The sequence below is a fragment of the Bradyrhizobium sp. MOS003 genome (assembly GCF_003020125.1).
In the GTDB taxonomy this organism is placed as follows: domain Bacteria; phylum Pseudomonadota; class Alphaproteobacteria; order Rhizobiales; family Xanthobacteraceae; genus Bradyrhizobium.
The window spans coordinates 1,948,414-1,964,082 of record NZ_PYFW01000001.1 but is presented as its reverse complement, the minus strand read 5'-3'; the positions used below and the strand labels follow the sequence as shown (position 1 = coordinate 1,964,082).

14 protein-coding genes are annotated in these 15,669 nt (G+C 64.9%); 5 read left to right on the top strand and 9 right to left on the bottom strand.

Annotated features, from left to right (window positions below; translation table 11 throughout):
• Positions 1–161: 161 nt before the first annotated feature.
• Both C7G42_RS09510 and C7G42_RS09505 read right to left on the bottom strand, forming a co-directional pair.
• Positions 162–1,745 carry a DHA2 family efflux MFS transporter permease subunit gene (locus tag C7G42_RS09510; RefSeq protein WP_106948646.1) on the bottom strand — a complete coding sequence of 528 codons (1,584 nt, stop codon included), beginning with the start codon at positions 1,743–1,745 and terminating at the stop codon, positions 162–164.
• 30 nt (positions 1,746–1,775) lie between these two features.
• A complete protein-coding gene (locus C7G42_RS09505; protein WP_106948645.1) occupies positions 1,776–3,089 on the bottom strand; it encodes an HlyD family secretion protein in 1,314 nt (437 codons plus the stop codon).
• A gap of 196 nt (positions 3,090–3,285) precedes the next feature.
• On the opposite strand from C7G42_RS09505, the gene C7G42_RS09500 reads away from it, so the two are divergent.
• Together C7G42_RS09500 and C7G42_RS09495 are read left to right on the top strand one after the other, a co-directional pair.
• A complete protein-coding gene (locus C7G42_RS09500) occupies positions 3,286–3,921 on the top strand; it encodes a TetR/AcrR family transcriptional regulator (RefSeq protein ID WP_106948644.1) in 636 nt (211 codons plus the stop codon).
• Positions 3,922–3,965: 44 nt separating this feature from the next.
• Positions 3,966–4,301 carry a DUF6665 family protein gene (locus C7G42_RS09495; protein ID WP_106948643.1) on the top strand — a complete coding sequence of 112 codons (336 nt, stop codon included), beginning with the start codon at positions 3,966–3,968 and terminating at the stop codon, positions 4,299–4,301.
• A gap of 24 nt (positions 4,302–4,325) precedes the next feature.
• On the opposite strand, the gene C7G42_RS09490 is transcribed toward C7G42_RS09495, so the two are convergent.
• Both C7G42_RS09490 and C7G42_RS35740 read right to left on the bottom strand, forming a co-directional pair.
• Positions 4,326–5,513 (bottom strand): extensin-like domain-containing protein, encoded by a 1,188-nt coding sequence (locus C7G42_RS09490; RefSeq protein WP_106948642.1) that lies wholly within the window; start codon positions 5,511–5,513, stop codon positions 4,326–4,328.
• Between the two features lie 312 nt (positions 5,514–5,825).
• Entirely contained in the window at positions 5,826–6,275 is a 450-nt protein-coding gene (locus tag C7G42_RS35740; RefSeq protein ID WP_245427587.1) for a DUF2147 domain-containing protein, read from the bottom strand.
• Between the two features lie 622 nt (positions 6,276–6,897).
• Between C7G42_RS35740 and C7G42_RS09480 the strand changes: the two genes are divergently transcribed.
• Entirely contained in the window at positions 6,898–7,683 is a 786-nt protein-coding gene (locus tag C7G42_RS09480; RefSeq protein WP_106948640.1) for a DUF2147 domain-containing protein, read from the top strand.
• Between the two features lie 268 nt (positions 7,684–7,951).
• Complete coding sequence (locus tag C7G42_RS09475; RefSeq protein ID WP_199580813.1) at positions 7,952–9,403, top strand: FecR family protein; 1,452 nt, start codon at positions 7,952–7,954, stop codon at positions 9,401–9,403.
• Positions 9,404–9,618: 215 nt separating this feature from the next.
• On the opposite strand, the gene C7G42_RS09470 is transcribed toward C7G42_RS09475, so the two are convergent.
• Positions 9,619–10,188, bottom strand: coding sequence for an NUDIX hydrolase (locus C7G42_RS09470; RefSeq protein WP_106948638.1), 570 nt, complete (start codon positions 10,186–10,188; stop codon positions 9,619–9,621).
• A 67-nt stretch (positions 10,189–10,255) separates the two neighbouring features.
• Entirely contained in the window at positions 10,256–11,119 is an 864-nt protein-coding gene (gene asd / locus C7G42_RS09465; protein WP_106948637.1) for an archaetidylserine decarboxylase, read from the bottom strand.
• Positions 11,120–11,154: 35 nt separating this feature from the next.
• Here asd and C7G42_RS09460 point away from each other — a divergent pair, with 35 nt between their 5' ends.
• Positions 11,155–12,819 (top strand): aminotransferase class III-fold pyridoxal phosphate-dependent enzyme, encoded by a 1,665-nt coding sequence (locus tag C7G42_RS09460; RefSeq protein ID WP_106948636.1) that lies wholly within the window; start codon positions 11,155–11,157, stop codon positions 12,817–12,819.
• A 146-nt stretch (positions 12,820–12,965) separates the two neighbouring features.
• Here C7G42_RS09460 and C7G42_RS09455 read toward each other — a convergent pair whose 3' ends face one another.
• From C7G42_RS09455 to C7G42_RS09445, 3 genes are all read right to left on the bottom strand, one after another.
• Positions 12,966–13,625 carry a hypothetical protein gene (locus C7G42_RS09455; protein ID WP_106948635.1) on the bottom strand — a complete coding sequence of 220 codons (660 nt, stop codon included), beginning with the start codon at positions 13,623–13,625 and terminating at the stop codon, positions 12,966–12,968.
• A gap of 124 nt (positions 13,626–13,749) precedes the next feature.
• Complete coding sequence (locus C7G42_RS09450) at positions 13,750–14,439, bottom strand: class I SAM-dependent methyltransferase (protein ID WP_106948634.1); 690 nt, start codon at positions 14,437–14,439, stop codon at positions 13,750–13,752.
• Between the two features lie 33 nt (positions 14,440–14,472).
• A complete protein-coding gene (locus C7G42_RS09445) occupies positions 14,473–15,525 on the bottom strand; it encodes a glycosyltransferase family 4 protein (RefSeq protein ID WP_199580736.1) in 1,053 nt (350 codons plus the stop codon).
• Positions 15,526–15,669: the final 144 nt, after the last annotated feature.

Below are 15,669 nucleotides of genomic sequence, written 5' to 3'. Positions count from 1 at the left end.
CGAATGCGACGAAATCATGCAAATCTCTCCCCGGTTCGAATGAATGAGGCGCGCTTTATAGATGTGCGTTTTGCAGTTTGCAACGGGGCCCGCGCGAGATCACGGACGAGTGTTGCAATTTGGTTCGCTCCTTCGAACGAAGGACGTCACGCGAAGCACCATCAGTGCGCGTCGCCGCCGCCGGTCATCGAGGCCGGCTTGTTCAGCAGCGTCACCAGCAGGGTGAGGCCGAGATAGAACAGCGTCAGCAAGAAGAAGGCGTCGCCGAAGCTCATCACCACGGCCTGGCGATGCACCAGCTGGGAGAGCTGCTTCATCGCCATCAGCGTGGAATCGCCGAGCCCCTGGAACTTCTGCATGAACATGGTCAGCGTTTCGGTCGCAGTCGCATTGCCCCAGGTCACGCGCTCCTGGAGGCGGGTGATGTGCAAATCAGTGCGGTCGTTGAGCACGGTGTTGATGACTGCGAGGCCGACGGCGCCGCCGAGGTTGCGCATCAGGTTGAACAGGCCCGAGGCGTTCTTGACGCGCTCCGGCGCCAGCGTGCCGAGCGCGATGTTGTTGGTCGGCACCATCGCGAACATCATGCCTATGCCGCGCAGGATCTGCGGCACCAGCAGCTCGTAGAAATCGTAGTCGCGGGTGATCCAGGTCATCTGGTAGGAGCCGATCGCGAACACGATCAGCCCGAACGCGATCATGTAGCGCATGTCGACCTTCACCATGAGCCGGCCGACCAGCGGCGCGACCAGGAACATGGTTATTCCGGAGACGAACATGGTCTCGCCGATCATCAGCGCGCTGTAGCCGCGCACCTCGGCGAGGTAGCGCGGATAGATGTAGGTCAGGCCGTAGAGACCGATGCCGATGCAGAACTGCAGCACGCAGCCGATTGCGAAATTGCGGTTTGAGAATGTGCGCAAATTCACGATCGGCTCGGCCGCCGTGAACACGCGCCAGAAGAAGGCGATCGCCGAGATCGCGCAGATCCAGGCGCAGATCGCAACGGACGTGTCCTGCATCCATTCATGAAGCGGACCTTCCTCCAGCACATATTCCAGCGTGCCGAGGAATCCGGCCATGAATGTCAGGCCCCACCAGTCGAACCGGTCGAGCAGTTCGAAATGCGGCTCGTCGAAGTCGACGAGCGCCAGCACGCCGATGGTGATGCCGATGCCGGGTACGACGTTGATGAAGAACAGCCAGTTCCACGACATCAGGTCGGTAATGTAGCCGCCGACCGTGGGCCCGATGGTCGGTGCCAGCGTCGCGACGAGACCGATGATGGGACCGACGATGTGGAATTTGGAGCGCGGGAATACGGTGTAGGCCGAGGCGAACACCGTCGGGATCATGCCGGCGCCCAGGAAACCTTGCAGCGCACGCCAGAGGATCATCTCCTCGATGGTGGTGGCAAAGCCGCACAGCAGGCTCGATGCGGTGAAGCCCGCCGCCGAAATCGCGAACAACAGCCGCGTGCCGAAGGCGCGCGACAGGAACCCCGACAGCGGAATCGCGATGACTTCGGCGATCAGATAGGCAGTCTGGACCCAGGCGACTTCGCTGGAGCTTGCCGACAGGCCGGCCTGGATTTCGCTGAGGGATGCCGAGACGATCTGAATGTCCAGGATCGACATGAACATCCCGAACACCATGATGATGAAGGCGAACAGCCGCTTCGGCGCAATGCGATCCGAAGCGGGGTTCGCCATCATATCGGGTGAGGCGGTGGTGGCGTTCGCCATGGTCTGACCTCGCGGCGCTCGAGAGCGCGCTTATTGCGGATGGACCGTGGTGGGATCGTCGAGATCGATCTCGCTGTCGGCGTCGGCCGCGCCCTTGTTGGTGTCGACCGTCGCATAGACCGACATGCCGGCTCGGAGCAGGTTCTGCTTCGCCACCGATTTCGGCACACGGATGCGGACCGGTACGCGCTGCACGATCTTGGTGAAATTGCCGGTGGCGTTGTCGGGCGGCAGCAGTGTGAACACCGAGCCCGCGCCCGCCGCGATGCTGTCGACGACACCGTTGAACTTGCGCATGCCGTAGGCATCCACCTTGATCGTCACCGGCTGGCCGGGACGGATGCGCCTGAGCTGTGTTTCCTTGAAGTTCGCGTCGATATAGACGTTGTCGAGCGGCACGACATTGCCGAGACGCTGACCGACCGCGACGAAGTCGCCGGCACTGACCAGACGGTTCGAGAACGTGCCGTCGACCGGTGCGCGCACCGCGGTGAAGCCGAGGTCGCGCTCCGCCTTGGCGAGCGTGGTCTTGAGCTCGGCGAGCTGGGCCTGCGCTTCGGCCTGCTGTGCCTTGGCGACGTCGACGTTGCTGTTTGCAACGTCGTAGGCGGCCTGCGCGGCCTTGACCGCAGCGGCGCCCTGGTCGCGTCCGGCTTCCGAGCTTTCGAAGGTGGCGCGCGAAGCAAAGCCCTTGTTGCTCAGCGCCTGCTGGCGCTCATAATCGAGATCGGCGCGCTTGAGGCCCGCTTCGGCCGAGACGAGTTGCGCCTTGGCCTGCGCAACCTGGCTGTCGAGCGCGGCGACCTGGCGGCCGATACGGTCGATGGTAGCCTGCTGGGTCGCGATCCTGGTCGCGGCGGCATCGACCGCGATCTTGTAGTCGCCATCGTCGATGCGGAAGACGATGTCGCCGGCGCGCACGGTCGTGTTGTCGCCCGCGAGGATCGAGGCGATGTGGCCGGCAACGCGCGCACCCAGCATGGTGTTGTTGGCGCGGACATAGGCGTCGTCGGTGGAGATATAGAAGCGTCCGACCAGCGTGTAGTAGCCGGCATAGCTCGCGGCTGCGAGCGCCAGCACGAGGCCGACGCCCATCAGGACGAATTTGCGTTTGCCGGATTTGGGAGCTCCGGCGGCCGGTGCGTTGGGCGCTGGTGCGGCCGGCTTGTCGGTCACGGGTTTCTCCGGCGCCTCGGCGGTGCGGCGCTTGGCTTCCTCGGCCGAATGAGAGCGCAATTGCTCGGCAAGGGGCACAGCGTTCTCGATCGCGGCGCTACCATCCGCGTGATCCTCTACCGTTTCCTGGCGAAGGACGCGCGCAGCCTGGTCTCTCGATACGGCCATAAAGGCCTCCCCAAAAATAGCGCGAGCAAGGAGACGGCCGGCGTGCGGCCTGTTCCCTCTCGCCAATCAAATATCATTGACCGAACGGTTCGGTCAATATACATAATATTCCCGGCCGGACCCTAATGACGAGAATCCTATATTTGGGTTTCATGGCCGCAGACCCGACTCGAAAACCTTCCGAGACCCTGAACCAATGGTTGTAGCCGGCCGCGATCATCTGCACGTCATCCAGGAGGAGGACGGCTCCAAGCGTCGCCAGATCCTGGACGGCGCCCGCAAAGTATTCATGGATCTCGGCTTCGACGGCGCCAGCATGGGCGAGATCGCGCGCGCCGCGCAGGTCTCCAAGGGCACGCTCTACGTCTACTTCGCCGACAAATGCGCGCTGTTCGAAGCCATCCTCGAACAGGAAGCGCTTCAGCACGGCCAGGTCGTGTTCAATTTCGATCCCGCGCGCGATGCCGAGACCACGCTGAAGGAGTTCGGTCTCGCCTACCTTCACCTGGTCTGCCGGCCCGGTGGCGGATCGGCGATCCGCACCGTGATGGCGATCGCCGAACGCATGCCGGATGTCGGCCGCCGCTACTATGCGCGCGTGCTCGACAAAAGCATCAACCGCCTCTCCGCCTATCTCCAGGCCCGCGTTGGTTCCGGCAATCTCGAGATCGACGATTGCGACCTTGCCGCCTCACAGTTCATGGAACTGTGCAAGGCGTCCCTCTTCCTGCCGTTCGTCTTCCAGGCCGCGCCCGCGCCGTCGGAGGAGCGCATGACCGAGGTGGTCAATAGTGCGACGCGGATGTTCCTGGCAGCGTATCGGGCGAAGTAGCTGCGCGTTGCGCGGACGGGTGGGGCCGCACTATATTTGCGGCCATGTCCCGTGACCTCCGCCCGCCCGTCGATATCCTCCACTACGAAATCGTTCAGGAGCAGGCCTCGGCGCTTGGACGGATGGGCCGCACACTCGAACAGGCGCTGACACGCTTGCGCGAGTTCGACGCTGCCCATGCACTCTCGGAGCTGCCGACCTCAAAGCAAACGGCGAGGCGCAAGCTGGTGATGGAGGCCGGCCAGGCGCTCTGGATGTTCGTGGTGCAGCGTGAGGCGTCCGGCCTGCGTGACAGCCGCCACATCATGCGCGCCTACAGCGTCCCGGGCGAAGTGCAGCTCTGCATGGGGCTTGTTCCCGCACCGACGAAGCCGACCTAGATCGTAGCCCGGCAAGCATGCCGCCTAATCGTCGGCGTAGTCGTCTTCCTCGCGCTTGCGCGTCGCGCTCTTGCGCGCGCCGAGCGAGCCGGTGACTGACGGTTCGTGCGCATTCGCATAGGGGCGGCGCGACTGCGCGCGCCCGGCGATCTCTTCCCCGGAAACGGCGGCGGGCTGGCAGATCAGGCGGCGGCTGGCTCGTCGCATCAGATCAACGTGGATGTGGTCGTAGTGATAGACGTTGGAGCCCGGCGCCAGCACCGTGGTGAAATGCGCGCACGCGCCGGACTGCACGTCGCGCAGGAATCCCTGCTCCTCCGGCATGCCCCGCCAGCCGTCCTTCACGGTGACGCGACGGCCGTCGGCGAGCACGAAGGCGGCAATGTCGAGCGCGTTGCCAAAGGCGTGTTCGGAGATGTGTGAATGCGGATTGCCGTTCATGCCGCGGCATGAATAGGCGGAGATCTGCTTGATCTCGGCGACGCGGACGCCGAACCAGCGCATCGCAGACGGCTGCACCGTGTCGGCGAGCCAGCGGTCGAGTTCAGACACGATCGGACAGGCGAGCGTCGCGGTCGGCTTGATCGCGACCGGACCGACGGCCGTGACGGGATTGCCCTGCGCCGGACCAAGGCGCGGCGGCGGCTGCTGCGCAGGAGCCTGCGAGTAAGGCGCCGGTCGCGCCGGATAGCTCGGCGAATTCATGTAGCGCGCCGCGCCCGCGGCATCGGTGCCATCGGGCGGCAGGTCGATCTCGTCCTCCTGCGCCGCCACGCCGGGCGCGTTCAGCGAAACCGGCCCCGACGATGCACCATAGCCGGCGGGCTGCCGCACTGCGGTTTCAGGATAGTTCGACCGTTGCGGATAGGACGATGCCGGATAATTCGACCGCGGCTGTGTCACCGGCCAGCGCGGCTGGCCGCCGACGCTGCCCGGCGGTCGCAGTTCCTCGTCGGCAAAGCCGTAGCTGCTCGAGGCCTCGCCGATGGCGGCGACCTTGAGCGGAAACTCGGCGCCGCACATGCCCGGCCCGGAGATCGGGTCGATGCGGACGAGGTCCGGCCCCTCCTTCACCGCGCCCGATTTCAGGCAAGCGGCTTCAGCCTCGGCCCGCCAAGGTTCGCGTTCGGCCTGGAAGAAGCCGCGTCCGCAACCCGCTAGCGAAACAAGGACGATGGAGCCGACGAGATACAAACGAACTCCGCGCGTCATGCACGCACGTTCGGTGAATTTACTTAAAGACTCTTCAACACGTTGATTTCAGGGTTCTTTAACCATACGGGCCCGCGAGCGCTTAAACGCCGGCAGGACCGAGCGACAGCGAGGCTGACTTTTTCGCGGGGAGACTCTCTGTTAACCATGCCCTCGCGCAGAGCGGCGCGGATGGAGGAAGCGACCTCATGACGTTCGCCGGGAGACTGAGCGTAGTCACCGCGTACCTCGCCATGGCCTTCGTCGGCGCCATCGTGCTCGGCATGATCTAGCAACGACGATCGACTAAATGCCGCCAAGACCTGCGCGGAGCTACGACCGCGCTCCATTCCATTGGCGCGAGGTCGTGACCAACTGCTCCCGCTGCTCCTCGACCCGCGTCCAGTCATTGCCAGAGCACCAGAAGCGGCCGATCGCACAGGCTTCGACGCGGAGCTTGCCGGAAGACGTCAACGTCATCCGGCCGTAATAGGTGCTGCCGCTGGAGCGGCTGTAGATGCTGCCGGTCCAGACGTCGTGCGTCTTCGGCTTCATGTTGACGAGTACACTCTCACCCCGGTCGGAGGCTTCCGTGAGCGCGAAACCGCAAAGCGCAGGTCCACAGCGTTCGATGCGAACGGTGCCCTTGGCACCGGTGCTCTCCCATTCGCCGAGCGGCGAATAAGCCGGCTCCTCGTCGCTGCGTTGTGCGATGGTCGTGCCCTGCTTGATCTCGGGCTTCGGAGCAGCGACAGGCGGCTCCATCCGCGGCGGATCGAGCATAACAATCTTCGACGTATCGACGCGTTGCAAATCAACCCGCGGCGGATTGGGGCTCGGCTGTTCAATCCTTGACGCCTCGGGTCTCGGCGCTGGCGGAGGCAAAACGGGCTGCGAAGTCGTGGCGGCAAGGACGGGGGCCGGCGGCGCCGCTGGCGGAGCGGCGACAGTCGCTTGCGCTGGACTGACCGGAGCGATCGGTTGCGGCGCCTGCACGACGGGCGCGGGCGGCGGGGCCGTGCCGACATCTTCCGTCATTCGCAGGCTGCGACCAGAGATCGAAACACAGGAACTGGACCGGCAATTGCGCGGTGCGTCGACATGGAACCGGTGACCGCCGATCGAGAAGGAGTAGGAGCCGGCCTGGGCCGCCGGCGCACTCGCCATCAATGCGATCACGATGCCAAGCGAAGTCACAAGACGCGTCATCGACCCCTCCCCTCTGTGTCGCGACGAGATTACGCGGGATGCACGGTGGCGGAATGTGCGCTGCCTCACCCAGCGGAGGCAACCCCTTGTGACATCCATCACGGAAGGCCCGACCGGTCCGACGTAGGGTCGAACCACGTTTCATCCACCGGCGACACCAGTCCATATCGGGACCGCGCCATTTTCGGAGGTTGTCATGAACAAGCTCGCCATCGCCGCCACCACGCTCTTTCTGGCATCGACCGCTACCGCCCACGCCGGCGGCAACACGATCTCGTTCCAGATCGAAGGCCAGCACATCCGCATCGAGACGCCGCGCAACTGCGCTTCGCTCAACTGCGTGACCATCGTCGCACCAGGCCTGTCGGACAAGCCGATCAAGCTGAACAACATCAACCTCAAGGGCCTTGGCGGCTCCAAGGACGATGACATCGACAATACGCCGGCTCCTGCGACGACGACCGCGCAGCCCGCACCGGCTCCTGTGCAGCAGCCGCCCGTGCAGCAGGCGCCGGTCCAGGCGACCGCCCCCGCGGTTGCTCCTGCCGCTCCGGCGACAACGGCTGCCGCCGCGCCGTCGGTCGGCTTCGACACCACGCAGCCGGCGCCCGTTGCGGCTCCTGCCCCCGTCGCTGCGCCCGCTCCCGTCGCCGTTGCTCCCGCTCCGGCTCCGGTCGCCACCGCGCCTGTGGTCGTCGCCAATACACCGATCGGTGTCTGGGCAACCGAAGAGAACAAGGGCAACGTTCGCGTCGAGCAGTGCGGCGTCAACCTCTGCGGCTACGCCGAGAAGACCAATCAGCGCATCCTGATCAACATGAAGCCCGAGGGCTCGAAGTGGAGCGGCCGCATCCACGATCCCGATTCCGGCCGCAATTACGACTCGACCATCGCGATGAAGGGTCCGAATGCGATGCGCGTGCAGGGCTGCGCCTTCGGCGGCATGTTCTGCGGCGGCCAGACCTGGAAGCGCGTGAGCTGAGGCCGAAGGCGTCATCTCCAATACACGCACAAATCTTCGTCATGCCCGGGCCTGTCCCGGGCATCCACGTTCCGCGATTAAGACGGGGATGGCCGGGACAAGCCCGGCCATGACGCCGTGGGGATAGCTCGCCTCAAGCTTCTACAGCTCTCCGTTTCAATGTCAGGCCCTCCTTCATGCGACTGATGTTCATCCGCCATTCAGGTCCCCCCGGCTGAAATCGGCCGATCTCGCCTCGCGTTCTCACCGGGACTTCTTCGTGACATCAATGCTGGCTTGGCGCCGCTTCGTGTTCGCGCTCATGCTGCCGGTTTTGCCGCTGGCAGGCAGCAGCATGGCTTGCGCATCCGAGGTAATCGAGCTCGCGCAGACACAGCCACAAGCCCAGCCGGCTCCCTCCCCCTCCCCGACGCCCTCGGCCTCGCCAGCGCCTGCCGCGGACGCACAACCCGCCGCCGTCGAGCCGATCGGCAACGTTGCGACCGTCACGGGGATCGCGACCGTGATCCGCGACAGGAATTCCTATCCGCTGCGCGTGCGCGACGACATCTATCTCAACGACGTGGTGCAGACCTCGTCGAACTCCTCGCTCGGCATCACCTTCGACGACGCCACCACGTTCAATCTCTCCGCCTCTTCGAAGATCACCATCGACAATTATGTCTACGAGGACGGCGGCAAGCAGAACTCCGCGATCTTCGACGTCGGCAAAGGCACGGTCGCCTTCGTCGCGGCTGCCGTGGCGAAGACCGGCGACATGAAGATCACGACACCGACCGCGACGCTCGGCATCCGCGGCACCACCGGCGTCGTCGACGTGCCTGAAGGCGCGGCGGCGAGCAGCTCGCGCAACGTCAACATCAAGCTCTATCCCGATGCGGACGGCCGCGTCGGCCACATCGACGTCGACGACCGCAGCAGCGGCACGCGGCTCGGCGCGCTGACGCAAGGCGCGAGCGGCTTTGCGATCCGGCCCGGCGCGGCCACTGCCGGAATCATGCGCTTCGCCGCGGTGCCGATCACGATTCCCGCGCAGCAGATCGCGCGCGACCGCGGTTTCGTCGGCCAGGTGCATCTGGCGCAGACCACGGGCCGCCAAATCGTCACCGAGCAGCGCGACTTCCGCCGCGCCAATCCGACCGCGATCAGCCGCATTCCGCGGCCGGCTCAGCCGCCGCAGCAACAGCAATTGCGGCCGAACGTGGCGCCGGGACAGCCGCAGCGGCCGAACGGACAGCCCGGCCAGAACAACCGTCCGGGTCAGCAGCAACCGGGCACGCCGGGCCGGCAAGGATCGCAGCCGGGCGCCCAGCCGCCGCAACGGCAAGGACAAGGCGGCGCCGTGCAACCGGACACACCGCGTGCAGGCCAGGGTCAGCAGCAACAGGGCCAACGGCAACGCGGTCAGCAGCAAGGCGCAGGACAACCGGCAGGCGTCCCGCGCACCGGACCAGGCACGCCGCCCGGCGGCGCGCCGCAGACGCCGCCGTCACGCACCGGCCAGCCTAACGTGCAACCCCGCGGGACCCTGCCGCCGCAGCCGGCTACGACGCCACAGCCACAAACTCCGCGCAGCGGATTGCAGCCGGGCCAACCGCCCGCGGCTCAACAGCCGGGCGTACAGCGACCAGGCGGCTTCCAGCAGCGCCTCCCCGCCACACCACGCCCCGCCGCGCCGCGCAGGCCGGCGCCGCCACAGAAGGAGAAGGAGCGGCGGTGATAGTGCCGCTCCTCACCCCTTGAAGGTCGACGTCGCGCGCTCCGCTCTCTCCTCCGTCATTGAGAGCACAGCGAAGCAATCCAGAATCTTTCCGCAGAGGGACTCTGGATTGCTTCGCGGTGCTCTCAATGACGACCGAGAGAGCTAAGGCTCCCACGAATCATACCAACTCGTGGATGTTTCCAAACCCGCAAGCAGAGTCACCTGAAGAAAACTCACGCCTCGCCGCGCAGCCAAGCCTTCACCTTCTGCAGCAGACCATGCCGCATCTCGTCGACGGAGGCGGCTTCGGCCGGCGTCAAAGTCTGCAGCGTTGCGTCGATATCGTCGGCCGCAAGCGTCGGCGTCGGCTCGGTTTCGGGGGACGACGCCAGCCGCGCTGCTGCAAGCGCGATCGGGCCGATCTGCGTCAGGAACACGCGCTCATACTCACGCGACAGGCGCGCAAGCGCGTCGTCGAGCGTCAGCCAGTCGACCGCCTTGATGTCGTTCATCAGCTTGTGGACCGGACCACCCTCGGCTTCCATGCGCCAGAAATGCACGACCTTGGACCGCCCGCCGGACTGGTAGACCAGCGTGCCCAGGAATTCATGGATGGCGACGTCATGCCCGGTCTCCTCGAGCACCTCGCGGTGCGCAGCCTGTTTCGGCGTTTCGCCGTTGTCGAGCTTGCCCTTGGGCAAAACCCATTCGTTGCGCTTGCGCTGGCGCACGACCGCGATCAGCGGCGGCGCACCACGCCGCAGCACAATACCACCCGCCGCCATGACCGGCGCCCGCGCCATCACCTGAATCCGTATCGATCTGTCATCCCCACTGAGGATATAGGCTGCGGGGACGGCGGATTGAAGGCTAGTTTCGCTTCAACAGCGCTTGACCGGCGCGGATGCGTGTCCCCTCGGCAATGGCGTCGCAGAAGGTGAAATCGCCGGGCGCGAGGATGATGATGGTCGAGCCGTGCTCGAACCAACCGAGCTCCTCGCCTTTGCTCACGTCGACGTCGCAGGGAAAATTGACCGGGCCGCGGGTCTGCGCGTTCAGCACCATGTCGAGGAAGTGCAGCCGGATGCTCGCGACCAAGATCGCGGCGACCGGCACCAGCGTCACGGCTTCGCCGGTCGACAGACGCGTCCGGATCACCGCGCGCTCGTTCTTGCAGAACAGACGCTCGACCCGCTTCAAGGCGATCGGGTTGACGTTCCAGACGTCGCCATTGATCAGCGTGACCCGCTCGATATGCGCGTCGTAGGGCGCATGGAAACGGTGATACATGCTCGAGGTCAGCCGCAGTGTGACGAAGGAGCCGTTGCGGTGCTGGTCAACCAGCGCGGAATCTCCGAGCAGGTCGAGCAGCGAATAGGGCGCTCCCTTGACCTGAAAAAGCTCGGTGTCGGCGATCCGGCCATGCGCGCCGACGATGCCGTCCGACGGACTGGCGACGACGGACGGATCCGGATCAAAGGGACGCAGGCCCGGCTTGAGCTCCCGGGTGAAGCAATCGTGCAGGCTCGTGAAATGATCTTTCCGCGCCTCCGACAGATCGAGGTCGGAGAACAGCTTCCACAGCGCGATCGAGGCGTCCCGCACCAGCGGGTTCTCGACCTTGGAGAACCAGCCCATGAAGCGGGTCAGGGCCGCGCGGGGGATGCGGTTGGTCAACAGGAAGTTGAGGTCTTCCTGCTGGGTGAAAGAGGCGATGAGGGCTTTGACTGTCATGAATCTGTCAGCTCACAGTATTAGCGCTTGTTGTCATGGAAACGACACTCCCGATTCTCTCGATGTCCGTGGCCGCCGCAGTGTCTGCTGCCGCCGTCTTCCCGAAGATCAAGGCGCGGGTCGAACTGTCCCGCGCCAAGCACCGCTCGCTCGCCGGGCACTCCAAGATGTCGCGGCGGGTGGCAAAGCTGCTGCCGTTCTACGAGTTCGAAGGCGACAGATATTTCAGCTGCGACGGCGCGCCTGATGATGTGGTGGCGCAGCGCAAGAATGCCTTCTTCCGCCTCGCCAGGCTTTACGCCCAGCGCTACCCCAAGGGCCGCGCGATGACGAAGGAAGCGGCGGAAAAGATTTCCGACCTGCACTTCACCGAGACCTATCGCGTGCCGTTCCAGTTCTCGCGCCTCGTCCGCGAGCATCTGGGCACCTCGACCTTCGTGGACTCCTCGAGCGGCGTCACCGTCACCGATGTCGACGGCAACACGTCGTACGATCTCACGGGGTCCTACGGCGTCAACATCTTCGGCAACGACTTCTACAAGGAGTGCATCGAGGGCGCCGAGAAGCGCGCGCATGCGCTGGGTCCCGTGCTCGGCCCCTATCATCCCGTTATCCTCGAGAACGTGCAGCGGCTCTGCCGGATTTCCGGCCTCGACGAAGTCTCGTTCCACATGTCCGGCACCGAAGCCGTGATGCAGGCGGTGCGGCTGGCGCGCTACCACACCAAGCGCACGCATCTGGTTCGCTTCGCCGGCGCCTATCACGGCTGGTGGGGCGACGTGCAGCCCGGCGTCGGCAATCCGATTGCCGCGCACGAGACCTACACCCTCGCCGAGATGTCGGAGAAGACGCTGCACGTGCTGCGCACGCGCCGCGACATCGCCTGCGTGCTGGTCAACCCGCTGCAAGGCCTGCATCCGAACGGCAACGCGCCCGGTGATTCCTCGCTGGTGGACTCGTCCCGCCGCGGCCACTTCGATCGCGCGGCCTACACCGAATGGCTCGCGAGGCTGCGCGACGTCTGCACCGAGCGCGGCATCGTGCTGATCTTCGACGAAGTCTTCGTCGGCTTCCGTCTCGCCGCCGGCGGCGCCCAGGAATATTTCGGCGTCAAGGCCGACATGGTCACCTACGGCAAGAGCCTCGCCGGCGGCCTGCCGGTCGGCGTCGTCTGCGGCAAGAAGGAATTGATGCGCCGCTTCCGCGACGATCGTCCCGCCGACATCTGCTTTGCCCGCGGCACCTTCAACTCGCACCCCTACGTCATGACGGCGATGGACGAGTTTTTGAGCCGGCTCGCCAGCCCGAATTTCCGCGCTGTCTATGACGGACTGGAGGAAACCTGGAACGGCCGCGCCGAGAGGCTCAACCAGATGATGACCGATGCCGGCCTGCCGGTGCGGTTCGCAAACTTCTCGTCGATCTGGACGGTGCAATACACTAAACCGTCCCGCTACAACTGGATGCTGCAATTTTACCTGCGCGCCGAAGGCCTGGAGCTGAGCTGGGTCGGCACGGGACGGCTGATCTTCAGCCTCAACTACACCGACGCCGACTTCACCGAAGTCGCCGACCGCTTCGTCCGCGCCGCCGAAAAGATGAAAGCCGACGGCTTCTGGTGGCACGACGGCGTGCTCACCAACAAGAACATCAAGCGGCAGATCCTGAAAGAGATGCTGGCCAAGCGCTTTGGGCGCTGAAGCTTTCTTCGCCAACGCCGTAATGGCCGGGCTTGTCCCGGCCATCCACGTGTTTCCACACGACGGCCCCGAGACGTGGATGCCCGGGACAAGCCCGGGCATGACGTAACGATCAGACATCGGAGTGTTGGCTCTGCGCAATGCGCTCAGGCGTGCTGCTCTTCGAGCGTGGGCTCGCCGATGAGGCCCAGCGTGTGCTCGGGGTTGAGGTGCAGGCCGGGATCCATCAGTTCGCCGCGCATCAAGGCGAGCGGCGCGCTGCGATACAGCATCAGATCGTGGAAGGGGTCGGTCAGGATCTTGGTCATCCAGACGAGGCCGGTCTCGACGTCGCGGATGAAGAACAGGTGCACGGTGCGGAACAGCAGACCGCCGCCGCCGACCACGAGCCAGATCTTGGCAACCTGACGCATGAAGTCGGTCGCACTTGCCCAGGGCGTGAACAGGCCGAACAGCGTGGGATCGGCGATCAACACCAGCGGCGACAGTGCCCAGATCGCCATCAGCACCACCTTGCGCTGCAGATTGTAACCGACCTTGATCTCTTCCTTGTACTCGTGGGTCGCCTGGTTGACGTGATCGTACGTGTGTGGCTCGAAGAAGAAATGACCGGCCTGGCGCGAGGTCATTGAGACCAGCCATCCGACCAGCGCGGAGACGACGGGATCGATGAACAGCCAGACATAGGCAAAGAGAAAGCTGAGCGCGCTGATGAAGTGCAAGCTCTGATTGATGCGGCTGTGGTGATAGTAGCGATGGTCGTCCCAGCGCTGGATCCGCAGCTGTTCGAGATAATTCTTGATCATGCTCTCCCCCAAAATGCTTTCGGGTACGGGATTACGGGGATTCGATGTAGGCCGTGTGACATCATCATTTTGTCATGTAACGATGCGCAGCGGCGCGATGCGCATGCGAGGCGCAAGCTTCAGCTCACGCCGCTTTCGCGACGTCGACCTTGCGGCAGCGCACCAGCGAGAAATGACCGAGCGGCGGAATCAGGCGGCGCTCGGCGAGCTCCATGCCATGGGCGCCGGCCAGCCATTTGGCATAGCGCGACCAGGCGAACTCGGCGGTCCGGAAGCCGAGCGGACGAACCACCGGCTGCAGCTTCTGCTCGATGAAGCGGCGCATGCCCGCATCGGCGCTGACGCGGGTGAGGATGATCAGCTCGCCGCCCGGACGCAGCACGCGGGCGAATTCGTCGAGCGCCTCTTCCGGGTTCGGTACGGCGGTGACGACATATTGCGCCATCACGACGTCGAAGGAGTTGTCGGGGAATTCGAGCTTCTCGGCGTCCATCACCGCGAGGCCTTCGACGTTCTTCAGCTTGCCCTCGGCGACGCGCTGGCGCGCCTTGTCCAGCATCGCTTCCGAGATGTCGGTGCCGAAGATGCGCAGGTTGGGCGCATAGAGCGGCAGCGAGATGCCGGTGCCGACGCCGACCTCGAGCACGCGGCCGCCGATCTTATTGGTGGCCGCGATCGCAGCCTGCCGGCCCTTGGCGAACACGCCGCCGAACACGAGATCGTAGACGGGCGCCCAGCGATCGTAAGCCTGCTCGACCGTGCCACGGGTGAGATCGAGCTGCTGGGTGCCGTCAAGGTTCATGATCTTAGCCATCGATGAGGTTCTCGCTGTGGGTCAAAGAATGGATCAGCCGCGCACCGGCCGCCGCGCCACCCGAGGCGTGGCGCGCAAGACGCGGCTGGGCTGAAGTGAGGTGAGGTTGCCGACGAACTGGCGCGCGCTGTTTTCCCAGGAGCGCTCCAGCGCGAAGTTGCGGCAGGTCTCGCGCGAGATGGTGAGCGCGCGCAGGCACGCGGACCGCAGATCGTGGTCGATCGCACCGATCGGATGACCGGCGATCACATCCTTGGGCCCCGTCACGGGGAACGCCGCGACCGGCGTGCCGCAGGCCAGCGCCTCCAGCTGCACCACGCCGAACGTATCGGTCAGGCTCGGAAACACGAACACGTCAGCGGCGGCGAGATGCGCGGTGAGATCGGCGCCCTTCTTCTCGCCGAGGAAGACCGCATCCGGATATTTCTTCTCGAGCGCCGTCTTCTGCGGGCCATCGCCGACGACGACCTTGGTGCCGGGCAGATCGAGCGAAAGAAACGCTTCGAGATTCTTCTCGACCGCGACCCGGCCCATGGTCATGAAGATCGGGCCCGGCAGATCGAGGCTGGCGGGATCGTCGGGATGGAACTGCTCGGTATCGACGCCGCGCGTCCAGAAGCCGAGCCGCTTGAAGCCGCGCTCGGCGAGTTCCTGCCGCAGCGAGGGCGTCGCCACCATGGTCATCGCGGCGGCATCGTGGAAGTGGCGCAGCACGACATAGCCGACGGCCGCGGGGATGCCGGTCCGCACCGCGACATATTCGGGAAAGCGCGTCGTATAGGAGGTGGTGAAGGCGAGCCGGTTGCGGCGGCAATAGGCCCGCGCCGCCCAGCCGATCGGGCCTTCGGTCGCGATGTGCAGCGCGTCCGGCGCCGCCTTCTCGATCCGCCGCGCGATCTCCTTTCCGCTCGGCAGCGCGATGCGAAGGCCCGGATAGGTCGGCAACGGCCAGGACGGAAAGCCGTCCGGCGTCAGGAAGTCGATCTCGACATCCAGCGCCTTGGCGGCATTCGCCAGCGAGGTCAGGGTGCGGACCACACCGTTAACCTGGGGATGCCAGGCGTCAGTCGCGATTAATACCCGCATCGGAAAATCCCGAGAGTTTGATGATTCTCGGTTTCCGACCATCAACGAAGGATATTTCAGGCGTGTGACGTCACAGAAGTGTCGGCCCACCGTTTTGTTCGTCAACGAGCGCCTGCGGCCACGAAACTGTCATGAAACAATCCT

Coding starts and splice junctions, on each gene's coding strand:
- asd (WP_106948637.1), bottom strand. CDS start 11,119: ATGACAGTCAAAGCCCTCATCGCCTCTTTCACCCAGCAGGAAGACCTC.
- C7G42_RS09480 (WP_106948640.1), top strand. CDS start 6,898: ATGAACAAGCTCGCCATCGCCGCCACCACGCTCTTTCTGGCATCGACC.
- C7G42_RS09475 (WP_199580813.1), top strand. CDS start 7,952: ATGCTGGCTTGGCGCCGCTTCGTGTTCGCGCTCATGCTGCCGGTTTTG.
- C7G42_RS09460 (WP_106948636.1), top strand. CDS start 11,155: ATGGAAACGACACTCCCGATTCTCTCGATGTCCGTGGCCGCCGCAGTG.
- C7G42_RS09470 (WP_106948638.1), bottom strand. CDS start 10,188: ATGGCGCGGGCGCCGGTCATGGCGGCGGGTGGTATTGTGCTGCGGCGT.
- C7G42_RS35740 (WP_245427587.1), bottom strand. CDS start 6,275: ATGCTCGATCCGCCGCGGATGGAGCCGCCTGTCGCTGCTCCGAAGCCC.
- C7G42_RS09505 (WP_106948645.1), bottom strand. CDS start 3,089: ATGGCCGTATCGAGAGACCAGGCTGCGCGCGTCCTTCGCCAGGAAACG.
- C7G42_RS09500 (WP_106948644.1), top strand. CDS start 3,286: ATGGTTGTAGCCGGCCGCGATCATCTGCACGTCATCCAGGAGGAGGAC.
- C7G42_RS09445 (WP_199580736.1), bottom strand. CDS start 15,525: ATGCGGGTATTAATCGCGACTGACGCCTGGCATCCCCAGGTTAACGGT.
- C7G42_RS09455 (WP_106948635.1), bottom strand. CDS start 13,625: ATGATCAAGAATTATCTCGAACAGCTGCGGATCCAGCGCTGGGACGAC.
- C7G42_RS09450 (WP_106948634.1), bottom strand. CDS start 14,439: ATGGCTAAGATCATGAACCTTGACGGCACCCAGCAGCTCGATCTCACC.
- C7G42_RS09490 (WP_106948642.1), bottom strand. CDS start 5,513: ATGACGCGCGGAGTTCGTTTGTATCTCGTCGGCTCCATCGTCCTTGTT.
- C7G42_RS09495 (WP_106948643.1), top strand. CDS start 3,966: ATGTCCCGTGACCTCCGCCCGCCCGTCGATATCCTCCACTACGAAATC.
- C7G42_RS09510 (WP_106948646.1), bottom strand. CDS start 1,745: ATGGCGAACGCCACCACCGCCTCACCCGATATGATGGCGAACCCCGCT.